This window comes from Gilliamella sp. B2828 (genome assembly GCF_026537125.1).
GTDB lineage: Bacteria > Pseudomonadota > Gammaproteobacteria > Enterobacterales > Orbaceae > Gilliamella.
Map to the genome: position 1 here is coordinate 111,034 of NZ_JAFNMU010000006.1, position 20,320 is coordinate 131,353.

Below are 20,320 nucleotides of genomic sequence, written 5' to 3' on the forward strand. Positions count from 1 at the left end.
CATGATCGGTTTGTTGAATGGCATTTATGGGAAGTGTTTAGGAAGTAGTCACCATAAGTAACAAATTAGCCTATTATTTTTAATAATGGATAAAAAATTTATAAATCTGATAAAATTAACAACAATGTTAATCATTAATTGATGAGATTCTGCTACATGGAACAAAATTCTAGCACACTTTATAACGCACTTTGGGCATCAGCCGATATTTTACGCTCCAAGATGGATGCCAATGAATACAAAAACTATTTGTTGGGTATTATTTTTTATAAATACCTATCGGATAATATGTTGGATTATGCGGTTGATCAGCTAGAAGAGAAAGCTGATGATTTAAAACAAGCACAAGCAATCTATACTAAGGCTTATGCTAATCCAGAATTATGGCAAGATCTTAAAGAGGTGCTCAATACCCAGTTTTCTTATGTAATAGAGCCACAATATACTTTTACTCAATTGTTGAATGATATTAATAACAGCACTTTCCAATTAGAAACCTTAGCACAAGGTTTTCGTAATATTGAACAAGCGCATGAGATTTTTGCCAACCTATTTCAGGATATTGACCTTTATTCGCGTAAACTTGGTGCCTCACCACAAAAGCAAAATGAAACTATTTCGGGTGTAATGAAAAAATTGGCAGAGGTTGATTTAGATGGTTATGTCGGCGATATCTTGGGCGATGCTTATGAATATATGATCAGTGAATTTGCCTCTGAATCAGGAAAAAAAGCGGGGGAATTTTATACACCACATGGTGTGGCAAAATTAATGACTAAAATTGTGATGCATGGCAAGCACAAACAAAAAGGTTTTAGTATTTATGATCCAACTATGGGATCGGGGTCATTAATGCTTAATATTAAAAAAGAGAGTCAAGAACCAGGAACCGTGCTCTATTTTGGTCAGGAAATTAATACTTCAACCTATAATCTAGCCCGTATGAACTTAATGTTGCACCAAGTGCCGATTGCAAATCAATATTTAAGCAATGCCGATACACTAAGTGATGACTGGCCAACAGATGAACCAACCAATTTTGATGGTGTATTAATGAATCCACCGTATTCCGCGCACTGGAGTGCAGTAAAAGGCTTTTTAGATGATGCTCGTTTTGCACCTTATGGGGTGTTGGCGCCCAAATCGCGTGCTGATTTTGCCTTTTTACTGCATGGCTTCTACCATTTAAAATCAAAGGGTACTATGGCGATTGTGCTGCCACATGGGGTATTGTTTAGAGGCAGCAGCGAGGAGAAAATACGCCGCACATTACTTGAAAACGGTCATATTTATGCTGTGATAGGTTTACCTGCGAATATTTTTTATAATACTGGTATTCCAACTACAATTATTGTCTTACGTAAAGATTACAATCAACGTGATGTGCTGTTTATTGATGCCCAAGAATTATTTGAAAAAGCGCGAACCAAAAACGTCTTAACTGATGAACATGTTGAAACCATTTTTAAAGCTTATGTAGAACGCAAAACTATCGACAAATTCAGCTATTTGGCGAGTTTTACCGAGATTGAAGCGAATGATTTTAACCTTAATATTCCCCGCTATGTTGATACCTTTGAAACAGAACCAGAGATTCCTCTAGCTGATTTATCCACCGCGATGATGCAGACACAACAAGAACTAAAAATCGCAGAAAAAGAACTGATTGCGATGTTAGATGAACTAACGGGCACGACACCAGAAGCGGAAAAAGAGTTAGCAGACTTTAAAGCGGCATTACAAGGAGTTGGTAATGGCAAGCATTAAGAGTAAGGTGCCTAAACTGAGGTTTAAGGGATTTAGTGGGGAGTGGAATATTACAAAACTTTGTGATATCTCGGACAAAGTTCAAGAAAAAAATAAAAACAATCTTATCAATGAAACTTTTACTAATTCCGCTGAGTATGGAATTATAAATCAGCGAGATTTTTTTAATAAAGATATTTCAAATGAAATTAATTTATGCCACTACTATGTCGTTCAACCGAATGATTTTGTTTATAATCCAAGGATTTCAAATTTGGCACCAGTTGGACCGATAAAACGCAATAAGTTAAATCGTACAGGAGTGATGTCACCGCTATATTATGTTTTTAGAACACATTCGATAAATAATGATTTTTTAGATTATTATTTTTCAACATCTAAATGGCATCGCTTTATGTTTATGAATGGTGACAAAGGTGCACGTTCTGATAGATTTGCAATTGGTGATTCCGTTTTTAGAACAATGCCTATTTTGACACCTAAGCAACAAGAACAAACGCAAATTGGCCATTTTTTCCAGAAACTAGATCAAGTGATTGAACTACAACAACATGCCTTAACTCAAGCACAAAACTATAAAAAAGCCATGCTACAAAAAATGTTTCCTCAAAAAGATGAAAAAGTACCAAAAGTGCGTTTTAACGGGTTTAGTGGGGATTGGAATAAGAAAAAGTTAGAAGATTTATTAAAACAAATTAAATCTTATTCATTATCTAGAGATGTGGAAGTAGAAAATAATACTGGTTTAAAATACATTCATTATGGTGATATACACAGGAAAAAAGCTAATATTATTGGTCATGATGAAATGTTACCAAATATTAAGTATGGCGATTATCTAATATTGCAAAAAGGAGATTTGGTATTGGCTGATGCATCCGAAGACTATCAAGGTATTGCACAACCTTGTATTTTAAATTTTTCGCCTATGAAGAATAAAATTGTAGCAGGGTTACATACAATCGCGATAAGACCAATAAAGCAATCTTCAATGTATTTATATTATTTTTTTCATACAGATAATTTTAAGAAACATTGCTATTTAGTTGGGACTGGTATGAAAGTTTTTGGAATTACATATAGTAATTTAGTTAAGTTTGAAGGATATTTTCCATCATTCGAAGAACAAACCCAAATCGGTAACTTTTTCCAACAATTGGATAAACAAATTACTGAACAACAAAATAAATTAACCCATTATCAAACACTTAAAAAAGCGATGTTACAGCGATTATTTATTTAGTGGATCATTATAAAAAGGACAGCCTGTGGCGATTCAATTTACTAAAGAACGAGAGTTAGAAATCAACCTGATTAATCAACTGATTCAAGGTGAATCTCAATGGCACTATCGGGATGATTTAACCAATGAAGCAGCTTTATGGCAAAACTTACGCAACATTCTTGAAGCGAATAATCGTGCAATATTACGCGGCGTCGCTTTAACGGAGCAAGAGTTTATGCAGATTAAAACACAGCTGACTTTTATTAGTTTTTATGAAGCGGCTAAATGGCTTGCTGGTGAGAATGGTATCGCTAAAGTACAAGTACAGCGTGAAGATGCCAGCCTTGGTACAATTCGTTTGAATGTGATTAATCGCGCCGATGTAGCTGGTGGCAGCACGAGTTATGAAGTAATTAATCAGTTTACCAGCGGTAAGCAGCAAGCGAATGATCGTAACCGTATTTTTGATGTGACATTGCTGATCAACGGTTTGCCAATGATTCATATTGAACTAAAAAATCGCCAGCACCCTTATATGGATGGCTTCCGTCAGATCAAAAAATACCTAAAAGAAGGGAAGTTTAAGGGTATTTTTTCTTCAGTGCAGATGTTTGTTGTGAGTAATGGCACCGATACCCGTTATATTGCTTCAGCACTATATTCTCAATTAAATGAACGCTTTTTATGTAAATGGGTGGATACCAGTAATAAACCTATCACCGACTATTTGGCTTTTGCTAAAGCTGTGCTATCTATTCCACAGGCACATAAAATTGTCACTCAATATTCAATTACCGACAAAGATAATGAAGCGTTAATTTTATTACGACCCTATCAGATCCATGCTATTGAAGCGGTTAAGCAGGCTTCGGCACGACAGCAATCTGGTTATGTATGGCACACTACCGGTTCGGGTAAAACCTTAACCTCTTATAAAGTGGCGTGTAATCTGTTACAGATTCCAGCGATTGATAAAACCCTATTTATTGTTGATCGCGTCGATCTTGATCAGCAAACGACCAGTTCTTTTACTTCTTATGCTGAATTTGATCCTGTATCAATTGATGAAACTGATAATGTCAATGATTTAGTACAGCGACTGGCAAGTGAAGATCGTGGTGTGGTTATTACCACTATTCAAAAACTTAATCATTTAATGAAGCGCATGGCAGAAACGAATATTAGCGAACGCAAACAAAAACGCTATGATAAAATAAAATCCCTTAAAGTGGCGTTTATTGTTGATGAGTGTCACCGCGCTGTCACACCACGAAAAAAACAGGAGCTTGATCGCTGTTTTCAGTATGCGCTATGGTATGGTTTTACTGGTACGCCAATCTTTGCCGAAAATCCACGCGCTGAGTTAGGTGATTTAGCAAGAACGACTGAACAGCAGTATGGTAAGCGTTTACATGAATACACGGTAAAAGAGGCAATTAACGATCAAGCAGTACTTGGCTTTCAAGTGGAATATAAGAGTACTCTTGAAGAAGATGAAATTGATAGGATTATTTGCCATTATCATGCTAACAAAGAGCTGAACCAGTTAAGTACGAAAGAGAAAGAAAAGCTCATTCCTAGTGAGGTATATGACAATAATAGGCATCGCTTAAAAGTCATTGACTCGATTATCAATAAATCAAAAAGCAAACTTGGTTTTACGACGGAAAATGGTGAAGGCAAAGCTTATGGTACAATTTTAACGGTACCAAGTATCGCCATTGCACAGGAATATTATGATTTGTTTAAACGTGTGATCGCCGGACTTGAAACCGTCAAAATTAGTGAGCACACACGAAGTATATTGCCAGATTTTCCTAAAGTCGCGATGACATATTCACTCTCTGAAAATGAAGAATCATCAATTCGCAATCAAGAAAAAATGAAAGAAGTGTTAGTTGATTATAATCAGTGCTATGATACGAACTTTACTCTTGAAACAATTCGTGCCTATAATCAAAATATCAATGCCAGACTGGCTAGAAAACAAAGCCGGTATCATAGACGAGCTGAACAGATTGATATTATTATTGTGGTCGATAGACTATTAACCGGCTTTGATGCTCCTTGCATTTCGACTTTATTCATCGACCGGCCACCAATGCGACCACATGATATTATTCAGGCGTTTTCACGTACTAATCGATTATTTGATCAGGGCAAAACCTTTGGTCAAATTGTCACTTTTCAAACACCCCATCTCTATCAAGACGCTGTTGAACAAGCATTATTTCTTTACTCTAATGGTGGTGAAAATCATGTTCTTGCCCCAACCTGGCAAGAAGCGAAAGCCCGTTTACAAGGAGCGATAAAAGCGTTACGCAATCTAGTGCCTACACCTGAAGCGACTCATCATCTTACACTAGGTGAAAAACGACAATTTGCAAAGCTATACCAGCGTTTTGATAAAGCATTTAACGCGGCATCAGTCTATTTTGATTTTGATATTACTAAGCTCGAAGAAGATTTCTCTATTACAGAAAGTGAGATAGAAGGCTATCATGGTTTTTATGTTAATGTGCTTGAAGAGCTGCGCGATAATCGTGATGATGATGAAGTAGAGCCGTTAGATATTGAATATGTTCTGCTTACACACCGGATGGAAGAAATTAACTATCGTTATATTCTATCTCTTATTCAGCGTGTTGTACCTAATGCAGAAACAGCATCAGGCTTACATTTAGAGGATGACACGCAATATCAAGAAGTCGATAACTATATTCAAACGCTGAGTGAAGAAAATTCAAAACTTGCGAGCCTAATGGATACGCTTTGGCAAAATATTAAGCGTGATCCGGAATCTTACCGTGGTAAAAATATTACTGAGTTGCTGGAACAGATGATCAGTGAAACCATTCAACATTTAGTCACAAAATTTGCTGAGATTTGGGCGGTTGAGGTGGATAAACTGCGTTTTGTGGTGGATAACTATAATCCAAATCGTAGCAAACAAAATGGTGAGGATGAATTACGAAATACTAGCCATTATGATGTGTATAAGACAAGCACTGAAAACCCTGTACCTAAGTTACGTTATTGGCGCAGCATTAAAGAAGCCTATATGGAAATGATGCAAAACAACATTTTACCACTACGTTTAAGGCATTAAACCGAGTTCATTGATTCAATTAAATGGATTATAGGATATTTTGTAACAAAAAAAGACAAAGTTGTAGCCGAGTTGTCAAAATAAAAATTAGGATAAGCTATGTTTATCATCGATCGTCAAACTAACCGAATTAGTCCGGTAAATGTAAAGTGTTTTAGTGAATTAGGATTTACTGAGCGTAAACATTTACAAGAGTGGCTCACCTATCAGTCCGATGCATTAGGTGAAGAGTTACTGATTATTCAAAAGGAGTTTGATGGTTTTGATGATACCCGTGAATGTTTGGATTTATTAGCACTTGATAAAGATGGTAATTTAGTGATTATTGAAAACAAGCTAGATGACAGTGGTCGTGATGTTGTCTGGCAAGTGATTAAATATGCCTCTTATTGTGCCAGTTTAACAAAAGGGCAAATTGTTGATATTTATCAGCAATATCTTAATAAGACTCCTTTCCATTCAGAAACCACAAAACAAGATAAAAAGCCTCAATTGAATGCTGCTGATCGAATTTGTGAATTTCTTGAAATTCCAGATTTAGATGAAGTCAAATTAAACCTTGGCAATAGTCAGCGTTTGATGTTGGTTGCAGCAAATTTCCGCAAGGAAGTAACGAGTACTGCGTTGTGGTTATTGGGTCAAGGTATTAATATCCAGTGTTTTAAAGTGACGCCTTATGCATTAAATGAACAACTTTTTCTTGAAATCGATCAAATCATTCCAACCCCAGAAGCAAAAGAGCTCATGATTGGGATTAGTGCTAAAGAAGCAGAAGAAAAGAATACTGAAGTGGTTCTGAAAAATAGGCACTCTATTCGTCGCCAATATTGGGAGTTTACACTTGAGGTTTTTCAAAAAAGTAGCTGTACACTTTACAATAATATTAGCCCTAGCAAAGATCACTGGCTTTCGGCAGGGTCAGGGCTAAGTGGTTGTCCTTACAATCTAATTTTTAGCCAAAAAGAGCTGCGTGTTGAACTGTGGTTAAGTAAGAGCTCCACAGATGAAAATAAATTTCTTTTTGATTATTTATTTAAGATGAAAAATGAGATAGAAAATACATTTGGATCATCACTTGAATGGATGCGATTGGATGATAAAAAGGCTTGTCGAATTCAATTTTCTCATAAAGTCGATGGCTATAATAAGGAAGAGTGGCCTCAATATACACAATGGCATTTGGAGTATATGAGTAGGTTTGAACGTGCTTTTAAAGCACCATTAAAAAAAGCCGCTAATGCGCTTAAACAAGATAGCAAAAATAAGCTTTAATTATGTGATATACGCTCTTAAAAAAGAATTTTTACATGAGCACCGCACAGCACAACATTTTACCAAGCCCGATTAGAGGTTATTAGTAGTAATAATCAAGAATTCAGTAAGCAAAAACGCTTGTCTCGAATGGTTGACACTGTGTTAGATGATTATTCTGAACATAAATATGAATTAAAAACTGTCATAAGCTGATTATAAACTCCGAATAATAGATTTTGTTTGTAATATGATAGTTTGAAAGATTGTGTAACGACGATTTACAATCGTTGTATCGTAATACAATGGCACATCTAAAATCTGCTCAAAGAATATTTGCTTGAACTGTTTTTTTATATCCAAAACCTCGACACTCTCATCACCCTCCACACCTATATATCTATTTTTGTTATAACTAAATGCAAAATAATCGTTTTCGCATCTCACCATAATTTGGTCTAATTATTTCATATTTTTATTATTACTAATCCAATACATTAGTAGCGTAGCGTGAGGTGTCGAGTGAAAAATTTACCTATTTTTCAAAAATTATATAGGCATGGGATCAGCTTAATCTTATTGGCAATTTGCACTTTTATGCATCAAGCGCAAGCAATTGAATTACTCAATGTCTCTTATGATCCAACGCGAGAACTTTATAAAGCATATAATCAGGCTTTTATCGAGTATTGGCAGCAGCAAACCGGTGAACGGTTGACGATAAATAATTCGCATGGTGGGTCTGGTAAACAGGCGCGTTCGGTCATTGATGGTTTGCAAGCTGATGTGGTTACGCTTGCGTTAGCGAGTGATATTGATGCATTAAATCGTTATCAAACTAACATATCACCTGATTGGCAAGCTAGGTTGCCAAATAATAGTGCGCCTTACCATTCAACTATTGTTTTTTTAGTGCGTAAAGGTAACCCAAAACAGATTTATGATTGGGGTGATCTCATAAAAGATGATGTTGAGGTAATAACACCCAATCCCAAAACCTCGGGTGGGGCTCGTTGGAATTTTTTGGCGGCTTGGGCTTATGCTAAAAGTACCTATGGTAACGATGAACAAGCTCAAGATTTTGTCACCAAATTATATCAACATGTTCCGGTTTTAGACACTGGTGCCAGAGGCGCAACCATTAGCTTTGTACAGCGAGGCTTAGGTGATGTTTTAATTTCTTGGGAAAATGAGGCTTATTTGGCGTTAAGAGAGCAAGGTGGCGATCAATTAGAAATTATTATGCCCTCATTATCCATTTTAGCTGAGCCGACTGTGGCTTTAGTCGATAAAGTTGTTGATAGCAAAGGTACACGTAAGCAAGCGCAAGCTTATTTGGAATACTTATATAGCGATCCGGCACAACATATTATTGCCAAGCATTTTTATCGTCCTGTTAATCCTGATGTCCTTAAACAATATGCTGATCAGTTTCCTACTATTAAGTTAGTTACGGTTGATAACGATTTTGGTGGGTGGCAAACAGTGCAAAAAACCTTTTTTAGTGATGGGGCCATCTTTGATGCAATTTATGCTGAGATAAACTAATTACTGCTTATTCTGGCGATGTTAAGTGTGTGCTCACTTAGCTTTGCGGTATAAAGGTGAATGTTATGAAAGTTGCAAGCATTAAACAACAACGGATCATCCCAGGTTTTAACTTAACGTTAGGTTATACTTTAACCTTTCTTAGTTTGATTGTGCTTATTCCGTTATTAGGTTTGTTTCTTTATTCAACAAAGCTGTCTTTTGAGGAGTGGCATCGGTTATTAGTCAGCAAACAGTTTTTATTGGCATTAACGCTTTCATTAAGTACCGCATTTATCAGCGCCGGTTTAAACAGCTTTATTGGTTTATTATTGGCTTGGGTACTGGTACGTTATCGATTTCCGGGACGGAAGATAATGGATATCTGTATTGATATCCCGTTTGCCTTACCAACAGCCGTTGCTGGCATTGCGTTAACCGCAATTTATGCCAAAAATGGGCCAATTGGGCAATGGTTCAGTTTTAAAATTGCTTATACCCCCATTGGCATTACCTTAGCGCTGTTATTTGTTACATTGCCGTTTGTTGTGCGTACTTTACAACCGGTAATGGCTGATTTACCACGTGAACAAGAAGAAGCGGCGAGTTTGCTTGGTGCATCGCCTAGGCAAATTTTTATGCATATTATTTTACCGGCCATTTTACCTGCTTGGCTAACGGGGTTTACCCTCGCTTTTGCTCGTGCTATTGGCGAATATGGTTCAGTGGTCTTTATTGCCGGTAATATTCCATTTAAGACCGAAATATTACCGTTATTAATTGTCTCAAAACTTGACCAATATGCTTATGATGCCGCTGCCGCGATTGGCGTAACGATGTTACTGATTGCTTTTGTATTGTTATTAATTATGAACAGTTTACAGCGAAAACTTAACCGTAAGATTAATAAAAACCATTAATATAAGATTATGCAGATATTACAATCAATAACAGAAAAAAAGAAAGTAACCCGTTTACAGCTATTGCTAATCTTATTGGCGGTATTGCTGTTTTTCGGACTTTTGGTGTTGCCGCTGGTTGTGGTGCTCGCGCAGGGGCTAGCTAATGGTGTAAATGCATTTTGGCAAGTGATTATTGAGCCAGATACCTTATCCGCTTTTAAATTAACACTGATTGCCGTTGGTGTAGCGGTGCCATTAAATGTGATATTTGGTGTATGTGCAGCTTGGGTCATAACTAAATATCAGTTCAAAGGCAAACAAATATTAGTCACATTAATTGATTTACCGTTCTCGATTTCCCCCATTGTGGCAGGTTTAATCTATGTATTGCTATTTGGCGCACAAAGTGCGTTGTATCCGTTTTTGCAGGCGTGGAATATTCAAATTGTCTATGCGATTCCAGGAATTATCTTAGCAACGATTTTTGTATCCGTTCCTTTTGTGGCAAGAGAACTCATTCCGATAATGGCGCTACAAGGTACTCATGAAGAAGAGGCCGCCAGCGTCCTTGGTGCAAATGGCTGGCAAATTTTTTTCCACATTACTTTACCCAATATTAAATGGGCCTTAATGCATGGTGTTGTTCTTTGCACCGCTCGCTCACTCGGTGAGTTTGGCGCGGTATCGGTTGTTTCTGGGCATATTCGTGGTTACACCAATACCTTACCGCTTCATGTTGAGATTTTATACAATGAATACAATATTGTTGCTGCATTCAGTGTCGCTATTTTGCTATTAATGATGTCGCTTGCGTTACTCTTGATTCGTCAATGGATTGAAAGGCGCTTAGCCAATGAATGTCATTATGGGAACTAAGAGGTAGATATGAGTATTACACTACACAATATCAATAAAAGTTTTGAACACGTTAATGTCTTAGAAAATATCAATTTCAGCATAAAACAAGGTGAATTAGTTGCACTATTAGGCCCATCTGGTTGTGGAAAAACAACTTTACTGCGCATTATAGCCGGTTTAGAAACAGCCAGTTCAGGACAAATCTATTTTGCTGATAGGGAAGTAACAAAGCTGAGCGCCAAGCAACGAGATATTGGTTTTGTCTTTCAAAATTACGCGTTATTTCGGCATATGAATGTAGCTGAAAATGTGGCATTTGGACTAAAAATGAAACCAAGATCAGTACGATTAAATAAAACAGCAATTGATGAACGCGTTAATCAATTACTCGAATTAGTGCAACTTGACCATTTTGCCAAACGTTATCCAGACCAACTGTCAGGTGGTCAGCGTCAGCGAGTTGCGTTAGCGCGTGCGTTGGCTTCGAAACCTAATGTGTTGTTGCTTGATGAACCCTTTAGTGCTTTAGATGCTAAAGTCCGTAAAGATTTAAGACGTTGGTTACGTGATTTTCATCATGAACTCAATGTTACCAGCATCTTTGTTACCCATGATCAAGAAGAAGCACTGGAAGTTGCTGATAGAATAATTTTAATGAATCAAGGTCACATCGAGCAAATAGGTACCCCTGCCGAAGTCTATAAGCAACCCAAAACCGCCTTTGTTGCGCATTTTCTAGGGGATGTTAACCTTTTATATGGTTACATTGAAAATAATACATTAATTATTGGTGATTTTCACAAAGATATGAGGGAACAAGGTACCTGGTCTGATCAGTCTGCTCTTGCTTATGTTCGACCTCACGAAATCAGTATTGCTAAAATGGCCCGAAAAAATGATATCCAAGGAGAAGTTGTACGTATACATACGGCTGGTCCAACCGTCTTTCTGGAAATTGCTGTAGCCGGACAACCAAAGCATATTGATGTTTCTATTAGCTATCGACAATATGAACAACAGCAAGTTGAAATTGGTGATACTGTCTACTGGCAACCCTCACTCGTTAATATTTTTATGCAAGATGAGCTATTAGAGTTTATGATTTAACAAGAATGATTCCTATAAATTAAATCTGATAATCAAGTATTTTAGAGTGTGATTGCTCAAATAATGCATGGCTTTTGATGTCTTCCAGTGATAGTTCTTGATTGCATAATTGGATAAAGCGCCAAATATAATTGCGTTGTAATTTATGTCGCTTTAATCCGAGCCATGTAATATGTGACTCAAACAGATGTTTCGCATCCAATTCAACTAAATTGATATCATGATCAGGGTTATACATTTTATTGCCTAAAATACCAATCCCTAATCCTAACTCAACATAGGTTTTAATAACATCAGGCTCTTGAACATTGAGCGAGATATTGGGCGTTAATCCAGTAGCTGAAAAGGCTTTATCGATACTGTTACGAGGAAAGATTCCTTGACGATAAGTGATGATAGGTAACGGTTGCAACATATCTAATGTCACTTTATCGGCTTTAGTCAAAGGGTGATCTTTGGGGGTAACTATCGAGTAATGCCAGCGATAAAAAGGGTAGGTAGCAAGTGAATTGTTATCCACTCTTTCATTATCAATACCGATATCCGCTTCGCCGGAAAGAAGCTGGGAGATAATTTCACTGGATGAACCCTGATTGATAATGATATGGACTTTAGGAAAAAGCATTCTAAAAGATTTTATAATGTTCGGAAGAATATAACGAGCCTGCGAATGAGTGGTCGCTATCACTAATGAACCTTCATCAGTATTAGAAAAAATGGTTGATAACCGCTGAATATTATTAATTTCATTTAAAATGCGCTCGGCAATAACCACCAATTCCAAACCAGGTTCAGTCATATTAATCAGCCGTTTACCTTGGCGAATAAAAAGATCAATATTCAGCTCCTCTTCGAGCTCTTTGATATGACGGCTTACTCCTGACTGAGATGTATATAAAGAATTTGCGACTTCGGTTAAATTATAATTACAACGCGCAGCTTCCCGAATAATCCTTAATTGTTGTAAGTTCATAGCGATCTTTCCAGTAAAAATTACTTTATTTTCATTGATATAGTTTTATTATTTATGTGTAATTTGCTGTATATAATTAATAACGCGTATTAAAAAGTAAATTATTTAAAAATTTCAGACCGCCAGCGAACATAAGCAATATCCTAAAATAGGTTATAGGTATTTTATCTCATTTATAAATTATGTTTATTCCTAATTTTATTAATAAAATTACGTGTTTCGATAAGTAATTTCAGTATAAAAGAACGTATAAAAAAGACAAATATGATAAAGTAATAACCATATGAATTATGGCTATATATGCCTACTTACTAGTCAATAATCCCAGTTTAAGATTACCTGCTAATAACTTTTACATTCGCTTCAATTCGCCTCCTGATAAAAATCAATTGCTGAATTGAGTACCGGTTTCACAATCTCATGACGAATAACAAAATCACCAAATCCTTCTTCTTTATTACGATGAATGGACCATGCGGCAATAAGTGGTTCGAGTGCTAATAAAATCTCTTCTACATTCACGTTTTCTTTGTATAACCGCGGAATTCGTGTGCCTTCTCGATTACCGCCGAGATATAAATTGTAGCGCCCCGGTGCTTTACCCACCATGCCCACTTCCGCCAACATGGCTCTGGCGCAACCGTTAGGGCAACCGGTTACACGCAAAATAATATAATCATCGGATAAGTGATGTTGAGTTAACATCTGTTCTATTTTAGTTATAAATGTCGGTAAAAACCGCTCGGCTTCAGCCATAGCAAGTGGGCAAGTTGGGTAAGACACACAGGCCATGGAATTTTTACGCTGTAATGTGACCGTATCGTCAAGCAGTCCATATTGTCGAGCAATCTGTTCAATGGCTGCTTTTTGTTCTGCTGGCACGTTAGCAATAATTAAGTTTTGATTGGCGGTTATACGCAGATCACCTTGATGAATTTTGGCAATTTCTGCAACGCCGGTTTTTAATGGTTTATTGGGATAATCAAGTAACCGACCATTTTCAATAAATAACGTTAAATGCCAGTTATCATCAATACCTTTATACCAACCAAATTGATCACCACGTTGACTGAATTTATAAGGTTTACTACTTAGAAATTGACTGCCGGCACGTAGTTCGACCTCTTTTTTGAAGTTTTCCACGCCAACGCGTTCAAGCGTATATTTGGTTTTGGCATTTTTGCGATTATGGCGGTTGCCCCAGTCACGTTGGGTGGTCACAACGGCCTCAGCAAACGTCAGTACTTTTTCGACAGGAATAAAACCAAAATCGTCGGCTTTGCGTGGGTAAGTTGTTTTATCACCATGCGTCATTGCCAAACCACCACCAACTAATACATTAAAGCCGATCAGTTCGCCTTTTTCTGCGATCGCCACAAAGCTAAGATCATTAGCATGAACATCCACATCATTAATCGGGGGGATGACAACGGCAGTTTTAAATTTACGCGGTAAATAAGTCGAACTTAAAATTGGCTCACTATCGGGGGTAGAAAGCTTTTCACCATCCAGCCATATTTCAACGTAAGCACGGGTTTTCGGTAAAAGATGTTCTGAGATTTTACTTGCCCAATGATAAGCTTGTTGATGAACTTTTGATTCCACAGGATTTGAAGTACATAAAACGTTACGATTCACATCACCGGCCGTGGCGATCGAATCCAGTCCTATCTTATGCAACAGCTGATGAGCAGATTTAAGGCTGCGTTTAAACAGTCCGTGAAATTGGAAAGTTTGTCGAGTCGTGAGTCGAATACTGCCATATTTTGTTGCTTCAGTAGCAAATTTATCGATAGTCAGCCACTGTTTCGGGGTGATGATACCACCGGGCAGGCGGCAACGTAACATCATGGAGATCAGTGGCTCGAGTTTTTGTTCTGTGCGTTCTTTACGAATATCGCGATCATCTTGCTGATACATGCCATGTAAGCGAATTAGCTGAGAATTATCGCTGTTAAAGCCACCCGTTAAACCGTTATTAAGATCATCAACGATAGTGCCTCGCAAATAATTACTTTCTCGCTTAAATCGTTCAGAATCCGATAAAGGCAGATCAGAGACATCATTTTGTGGCGGTGTTAAATTGACGGTTTGAGTCAGGGTAACGGTTTTAGATTTATTGTTGCTCATATTACATCACTCGATAAATTAAAATTAGTTGTGGTATCTGTTTATCATTAGTAAACATCTCGTTGATAGCGTTTTTGACTTCTTAATTCATCCAAATAACTGATAGCTTGTTCTTGACGATATTGTGCTTGAGTCATTAAAATTTGTTGAAGCGCTAAATCAACCGCTTTTGCCATACGTTTAGCATCCCCACAAACATAGATAAAGGCACCTTCTTGTAGCCATTGCCAAATATTACTGGCTTGAGCCATTAATTTATCTTGTACATAGATTTTCTCGGCTTGATCTCGTGACCAAGCAAGATCGATGTGAGTTAACAGACCTTCTTTAACATAGCTCTGCCATTCCACTTGATAGAGAAAATCGGATATAAAATGTGGATTACCAAAGAATAACCAATTCTTACCGGTAGCACCTTGACTCGCACGCTGTTGTAAGAACGCCCGAAACGGGGCAATGCCTGTACCGGCAGCAATCATAATGATTGGTGCATGAGTATCATCAGGTAATCGGAAATTATCATTATGCTCAATAAAAATTTTGACTTGATCTTGATCAGCAATTTGATTTGCTAAGAATCCAGATGCGCCGCCCATACGGATCTTATCGTCGACCTGATAACGCACTACATTCACGGTAAGATGAACTTCTGAGCCAACTTCATCTTGCGCAGAAGCAATGGAATAGAAACGCGGAGTAAGAGGTCGAAGCAATTCAACAAAGGTCTGTGCCGCTATCTTGCCACGATAGCGGTTAAGCATATCAACCAGTGGTAATGTTTGACTCATTTCCAATAAGGCTTCTCGATCCCCCATTAAGGTAAGAAGTTCGGGGTGTTGAACGGCTTGAGCGTATTTTTCAATAATGATCGGCGTATTTTGAGTCAATTCAACATATTCAGTCAGAACCGTTTTTAAAGCGATCTGTTGTCCATGATGTTCAACTGGCGTTTCACCTGCAAGCTGGGTGATACTTAGTATCTCCTCCACAAGTTCATTACTATTTTGATACCAAACACCTACCGCATCACCAGGTTGATAATGAAGATCCGAATCGGACAGGTCAAGCTCAATATGACGAATATCGCGATCTGAATCACATGAGGTGATTTTTTGATTAACGTTAACGGCGGCAATAAATGGATTATCGCGGTGATAAAGGCTACTGTTAACGGCTATACTGGTTGAATTTTCTGTTGGCGATTGTGTGTTTGATGGTTGTAATTGACTAAGTTTATCAATCACTGCCTGTCGCCAAGAGGTACTTACGGTTTGAAAATCTGTATCAGCATCTACACGTACTAGCAGGCGCTGAGCATCTAATTCAGCAAATCGTTGATCAAAGTCTTTAGCGGCTTGACAAAATTTTGGATAAGAAGCGTCGCCTAAGCCAAAAACCGCAAACTGTAAATGAGTTAATTTAGGCGCTTTAGCGGCAAACAGATATTTATAGAGTGACAACGCTTCTTCCGGTGGCTCGCCCTCACCTTGGGTTGAGGTCACCAATATTAAAATCTCTTCCTGACTGAGTTTTTTAGCTTTATATTCTCCTGCCGGCAGATGAGTCACCACAATACCCAAACGTTCAATATCCTGACTTAACTCGTTAGCGACTCGGCGGGCATTACCGGTTTGTGATGCCGATAGGATTGTGACTTTTTTCGGTTGCTCCGCTTGTGTCATATTGGAGGGGAGGGTGGTACTCGGTAAAGCTTGTTCGATGGAACTTTTTTCTGCCACTCCCCATAAATAACCCGATAACCAAGCTAGCTGCTTATCGTTGCAATTTTCAATAATTTTTTTTAACTCATCACAATTAAAAGGAAAATGTTGTGTACTCATACGATGACCTTATCTGATAGCGTTTAGGCTATCGTTAAATTGCTATTGGCTCGCAACCTTAACGAGTTAGGGTAAATCTAACCAATATTGTTTTACTCATCTTCTGTTGGTAAAGTCCAATGTGGATCGATCCTAAAAATCAAAAAGTTATTTTATGTAAACCGCACTCTCTACCTTGTGGTCCTTTGGTTGGATCGACGTAGTCCATTTCGTTAGGCAAATTAAGCTTTTGGATATAATTCTGCATATCTTGACTTGTCCAATCGAGTAGTGGGGCGATCTTAAATAAATTGTCCCCTGCTTTTGTTACAATATTGAGTTCTTGCCTTAGCGCAGATTGTTCACGGCGTAGTGCAGTAAACCACAATGTGGGTTTGAGTGTGGACAAAGCACGGTTAAACGGTTCAATTTTAACAATTTGTGTAAACTCGGTGTGTTCCGGCGTATCAAGTTCAGGTAGCCCACCATATCGCACATTTAAATAAGCGGTCGTCCTTTGTGGGACAAAAATATGCAGATTAAGATTAAGTTGTTTAGTAATTTCATTGGCTACGCGATAAGTTGCATTGGTGGCATAGCCGTTATCGACCCAAACAACCTTAATATTCGGATCGATTTGGGTAACAAGGTGCAAAAGTACGGCCTCATAAGGGCCAAAATGGGTACTGATAATACTTTTAACGGGAATATCTTGTTGTTTTTTCAGTGCCCATTCAATAATGGTTAACGGTGACTGATTTTGCAATTTTTGGTTAACTTTAGTTAAATCTAGCATGGCTTTTCCCTTTATTGATTTATGAATGATTAACTATTTAACAGATTACTGATTTACCCATTGATATAACTCAGCAACGACTTCTGGCCGACTAAATGTTTCTGGTATCGGCTCTTTGGCTTGTAAACGTCGTCTGACCTCTGTGCCTGAAATAAGAACGCGATCAGCACTACCGTGTGGACAAGTTTTCGTTGATGCCATACCGTCACATTTGTGGCAATAAAATGTCCAGTCAATCTTAATTGGCTTAATGAGTAAATCGTTGTCCTGCAAATGGCTAAAGATCTCTTGTGCAGCAAACGGTGAGTAAAAATCCCCAACCCCAGCATGATCGCGGCCAACGATAAGATGACTACAACCATAATTTTGTCTAAAAAGGGCATGCAGTAACGCCTCTTTCGGCCCAGCATAGCGCATATCTAAAGGGTAACCGGAATGAATAACGGAATCTGGCACAAAGTAATTGTGAATTAAACTATTAATTGCTTTAAGACGAATGTTGGTCGGTACATCGCCGGGTTTTAAGTTACCAAATAATGAATGGATAAGCACACCATCAAAAAGTTCTAACACGGTTTTAACTAAATATTCGTGTGAACGATGCATTGGATTACGAGTTTGAAAGGCCGCTATTTTTTTCCAACCTAATTGATTAAAGCGTTCCCGTGTCTGTTGTGGCGTTAAAGCATATTGACCAAACTGTGCTTTAAAGCCATTATCGTGCAGAACCCGGACTTTACCACCTAAATTAACCGGTGGTTGAGCCATCAGCATTGCAACACCAGGATGACTTGGATCTGTCGTTGTAAACACCTGATTAGCTTCATATTGTTTATCTGGACGATAAATACTATCCACATTCAAAATACCGATTATCTGCCCATCTGGTGTTTTTAAAGCGATTTCATCACCTAATTTTAGGGTATCAGCTTGAGCATCGGTCACCGATACGGTTATGGGAATTGGCCAAAAAACCCCGTTCGCTAAATGCATATTATCGCACACGCTACGCCAGTCCTCTTCTCGCATAAAGCCATACAGAGGTGTAAAACCCCCGACGCCTAACATCACTAAATCCCCTGTTTCACGACTGGATAAGGTGATGGCTGGTAAATTTTTTGCATATTGTTGCAGGGCTAGCCGTTCATCGTCATTAACCTGTAAAGGTTGTAAACTGTCACTAGCATGAGGCGCGATCAATCCCATAATGATTCCTTACCTATCTCGTTATTTTTATTATGTCTAATTAAAAGCGATTATCGACAAATAAGGAAATATCAATTTTATATACCATTATGCGATTTGTGCATATTCATTGGTTAACGTTGATTGAAGATGCTATCACTACAATAAGATGAAAGTTATCGGGAGCCCAAAGCTAAAGTGTTATAATCAATTTGTCTGCATCAAGTTGACTGTACTCAACAAAATAAAAGTATTGTTAAATTTCAATATATATTTTTTATTCTCTTTTCCGATAACAAATTGTGATGTTGAGAGTTTTGTGCTAGTTTCATTATTCATTACTGGCTATGCCATCGTTATTGCTCAATCCAAGGTTTACTTATGTCAAATTCATCTGCAAAAAAAGTGGCGTTTGCTGCTTTTATTGGTACTACTATTGAATGGTATGATTTTTATATCTATGCGTTAGCATCGGTATTGATTTTTGGTCAGCTATTTTTTCCTTCTGATAACGAGTTTGTACAAATTTTAGGGGCATTTGCTACCTTTGCAGTAGGTTTTTTATCCCGTCCTTTCGGTGCGATGTTATTTGGGCATATTGGTGATCGCTTAGGGCGCAAAAAGTCGTTAATTATTACGTTAGTGTTAATGGGCGTAGCCACAACCTGTGTCGGGTTATTGCCCTCTTACCAACAAGCTGGAGTGATATCGCCAATTTTATTGGTTGCATTGCGAATTTTACAAGGTGTTGCCGTTGGTGGTGAGTGGGGTGGTGCCGTGTTGATGACGAATGAACATGCGCCGAAAGGGTTGAAAAACTTCTTTTCATCCTTTGCTCAGTGGGGAAGCCCAGCAGGCAATATTTTAGCATTACTGGTTTTTTCTTATATTATTCGTTTACCTGTTAATGAACTGATTGATAGTGGTTATTGGCGTATTCCTTTTTTAGCCAGTGCGATTTTGTTAATTATTGGCATTATTGCTAGAGTGACGTTAACCGAATCCCCGGTTTTTGTTGAAGCATCTAAAAAACAGGCAGACTTAAAGCAAGAGTCAGCACCGATTATTGAAGTATTTAAAAAAGCATTGCCATTATTAATATTAGCGATTGGTGCTAATGTGCTGTCATTTAGCGGTATCTTTTCCAATACCTTAATGATTGGTTATACTACTTTGGTACTTGGTGTCGAAAAATCAGTGATAGTTGATGCACTGTTTTGGATTGCTATTGTCCATTTTGTTGCTCAACCGTTTATCTCTTATTGGTCAGAAAAATTCTCGGCAACTCGCTTTTTGATTTGTACAGCAATATTGGCAATGGCATCGGTATTCTTGTTATTCCCGATTATAAATTCAGGCACAAAAACCAGTTTTATTGTTGGTATTTCGTTAAATGTGATTTGTTACAGCGGTTTTTATGGTGTGATAGCTGGGTATTTAAGTCGTATTTTCCCTGCCAGAATGCGCTATACCGGGTTATCAATGAGTTATCAAGGATGTGCGGCTATTTTTGGTAGCTTAATTCCGATGATAGGGGGTTATGTTATTTATACCTTCAAAAGTTTTTGGTTACCATTAGCCTTGTTTTATTGCGGTTTAGCACTGATATCCATTATCTGCATCTACTTGTTAAGCAAATATCGTTATTATGATGAATAATAAGGTCAATA

General features: G+C 37.7%; 14 protein-coding genes. 9 read left to right on the forward strand and 5 right to left on the reverse strand.

Annotated features, from left to right (window positions below):
* Nucleotides 1–156 precede the first annotated feature (156 nt).
* The 8 genes from J3U19_RS07055 to J3U19_RS07090 all read left to right on the forward strand — a co-directional run bounded on the left by J3U19_RS07055 (nucleotide 157) and on the right by J3U19_RS07090 (nucleotide 11,746).
* Nucleotides 157–1,767: a type I restriction-modification system subunit M gene (locus tag J3U19_RS07055; protein WP_267345848.1), complete on the forward strand. Its 1,611-nt coding sequence runs from the start codon at nucleotides 157–159 to the stop codon at nucleotides 1,765–1,767.
* Nucleotides 1,754–3,010: a restriction endonuclease subunit S gene (locus J3U19_RS07060; RefSeq protein ID WP_267345849.1), complete on the forward strand. Its 1,257-nt coding sequence runs from the start codon at nucleotides 1,754–1,756 to the stop codon at nucleotides 3,008–3,010. Before J3U19_RS07055 ends, J3U19_RS07060 begins: the two co-directional genes overlap by 14 nt.
* Nucleotides 3,011–3,035: 25 nt before the next feature.
* Nucleotides 3,036–6,101 carry a type I restriction endonuclease subunit R gene (locus J3U19_RS07065; RefSeq protein ID WP_267345850.1) on the forward strand — a complete coding sequence of 1,022 codons (3,066 nt, stop codon included), beginning with the start codon at nucleotides 3,036–3,038 and terminating at the stop codon, nucleotides 6,099–6,101.
* A 99-nt stretch (nucleotides 6,102–6,200) separates the two neighbouring features.
* A complete protein-coding gene (locus J3U19_RS07070; RefSeq protein ID WP_267345851.1) occupies nucleotides 6,201–7,373 on the forward strand; it encodes a DUF4268 domain-containing protein in 1,173 nt (390 codons plus the stop codon).
* 543 nt (nucleotides 7,374–7,916) lie between these two features.
* Entirely contained in the window at nucleotides 7,917–8,900 is a 984-nt protein-coding gene (locus J3U19_RS07075) for a sulfate ABC transporter substrate-binding protein (protein WP_267345879.1), read from the forward strand.
* Nucleotides 8,901–8,980: 80 nt separating this feature from the next.
* Entirely contained in the window at nucleotides 8,981–9,799 is an 819-nt protein-coding gene (cysT, locus tag J3U19_RS07080; RefSeq protein WP_370632644.1) for a sulfate ABC transporter permease subunit CysT, read from the forward strand.
* Between the two features lie 9 nt (nucleotides 9,800–9,808).
* The gene (gene cysW, locus J3U19_RS07085; RefSeq protein ID WP_267345852.1) at nucleotides 9,809–10,657 is read left to right on the forward strand and encodes a sulfate ABC transporter permease subunit CysW; all 849 of its coding nucleotides are present in this window, start codon (nucleotides 9,809–9,811) and stop codon (nucleotides 10,655–10,657) included.
* A 9-nt stretch (nucleotides 10,658–10,666) separates the two neighbouring features.
* On the forward strand, nucleotides 10,667–11,746 hold the full coding sequence (locus J3U19_RS07090; protein WP_267341135.1) for a sulfate/molybdate ABC transporter ATP-binding protein: 1,080 nt from the start codon (nucleotides 10,667–10,669) through the stop codon (nucleotides 11,744–11,746).
* Nucleotides 11,747–11,765: 19 nt separating this feature from the next.
* Here J3U19_RS07090 and J3U19_RS07095 read toward each other — a convergent pair whose 3' ends face one another.
* The 5 genes from J3U19_RS07095 to sat form a co-directional block, all read right to left on the reverse strand.
* A complete protein-coding gene (locus J3U19_RS07095; protein ID WP_267341136.1) occupies nucleotides 11,766–12,719 on the reverse strand; it encodes a LysR substrate-binding domain-containing protein in 954 nt (317 codons plus the stop codon).
* Between the two features lie 363 nt (nucleotides 12,720–13,082).
* Entirely contained in the window at nucleotides 13,083–14,849 is a 1,767-nt protein-coding gene (gene cysI / locus J3U19_RS07100) for an assimilatory sulfite reductase (NADPH) hemoprotein subunit (protein ID WP_267345854.1), read from the reverse strand.
* A 47-nt stretch (nucleotides 14,850–14,896) separates the two neighbouring features.
* The gene (locus J3U19_RS07105) at nucleotides 14,897–16,690 is read right to left on the reverse strand and encodes an assimilatory sulfite reductase (NADPH) flavoprotein subunit (protein WP_267345856.1); all 1,794 of its coding nucleotides are present in this window, start codon (nucleotides 16,688–16,690) and stop codon (nucleotides 14,897–14,899) included.
* Nucleotides 16,691–16,829: 139 nt separating this feature from the next.
* Nucleotides 16,830–17,465 (reverse strand): phosphoadenosine phosphosulfate reductase family protein, encoded by a 636-nt coding sequence (locus tag J3U19_RS07110; protein ID WP_267345858.1) that lies wholly within the window; start codon nucleotides 17,463–17,465, stop codon nucleotides 16,830–16,832.
* A gap of 45 nt (nucleotides 17,466–17,510) precedes the next feature.
* Nucleotides 17,511–18,671, reverse strand: coding sequence for a sulfate adenylyltransferase (gene sat / locus J3U19_RS07115; protein WP_267345859.1), 1,161 nt, complete (start codon nucleotides 18,669–18,671; stop codon nucleotides 17,511–17,513).
* A gap of 360 nt (nucleotides 18,672–19,031) precedes the next feature.
* Here sat and J3U19_RS07120 point away from each other — a divergent pair, with 360 nt between their 5' ends.
* Complete coding sequence (locus J3U19_RS07120) at nucleotides 19,032–20,309, forward strand: MFS transporter (protein WP_267345861.1); 1,278 nt, start codon at nucleotides 19,032–19,034, stop codon at nucleotides 20,307–20,309.
* The last annotated feature ends 11 nt before the right edge of the window (nucleotides 20,310–20,320 follow it).

Excerpts from the sequence above, each read along its gene's own strand:
- J3U19_RS07055 (WP_267345848.1), top strand. The coding sequence starts at position 157 with ATGGAACAAAATTCTAGCACACTTTATAACGCACTTTGGGCATCAGCC.
- J3U19_RS07060 (WP_267345849.1), top strand. The coding sequence starts at position 1,754 with ATGGCAAGCATTAAGAGTAAGGTGCCTAAACTGAGGTTTAAGGGATTT.
- J3U19_RS07070 (WP_267345851.1), top strand. The coding sequence starts at position 6,201 with ATGTTTATCATCGATCGTCAAACTAACCGAATTAGTCCGGTAAATGTA.
- cysW (WP_267345852.1), top strand. The coding sequence starts at position 9,809 with ATGCAGATATTACAATCAATAACAGAAAAAAAGAAAGTAACCCGTTTA.
- J3U19_RS07090 (WP_267341135.1), top strand. The coding sequence starts at position 10,667 with ATGAGTATTACACTACACAATATCAATAAAAGTTTTGAACACGTTAAT.
- J3U19_RS07095 (WP_267341136.1), bottom strand. The coding sequence starts at position 12,719 with ATGAACTTACAACAATTAAGGATTATTCGGGAAGCTGCGCGTTGTAAT.
- cysI (WP_267345854.1), bottom strand. The coding sequence starts at position 14,849 with ATGAGCAACAATAAATCTAAAACCGTTACCCTGACTCAAACCGTCAAT.
- J3U19_RS07105 (WP_267345856.1), bottom strand. The coding sequence starts at position 16,690 with ATGAGTACACAACATTTTCCTTTTAATTGTGATGAGTTAAAAAAAATT.
- J3U19_RS07110 (WP_267345858.1), bottom strand. The coding sequence starts at position 17,465 with ATGCTAGATTTAACTAAAGTTAACCAAAAATTGCAAAATCAGTCACCG.
- sat (WP_267345859.1), bottom strand. The coding sequence starts at position 18,671 with ATGGGATTGATCGCGCCTCATGCTAGTGACAGTTTACAACCTTTACAG.
- J3U19_RS07120 (WP_267345861.1), top strand. The coding sequence starts at position 19,032 with ATGTCAAATTCATCTGCAAAAAAAGTGGCGTTTGCTGCTTTTATTGGT.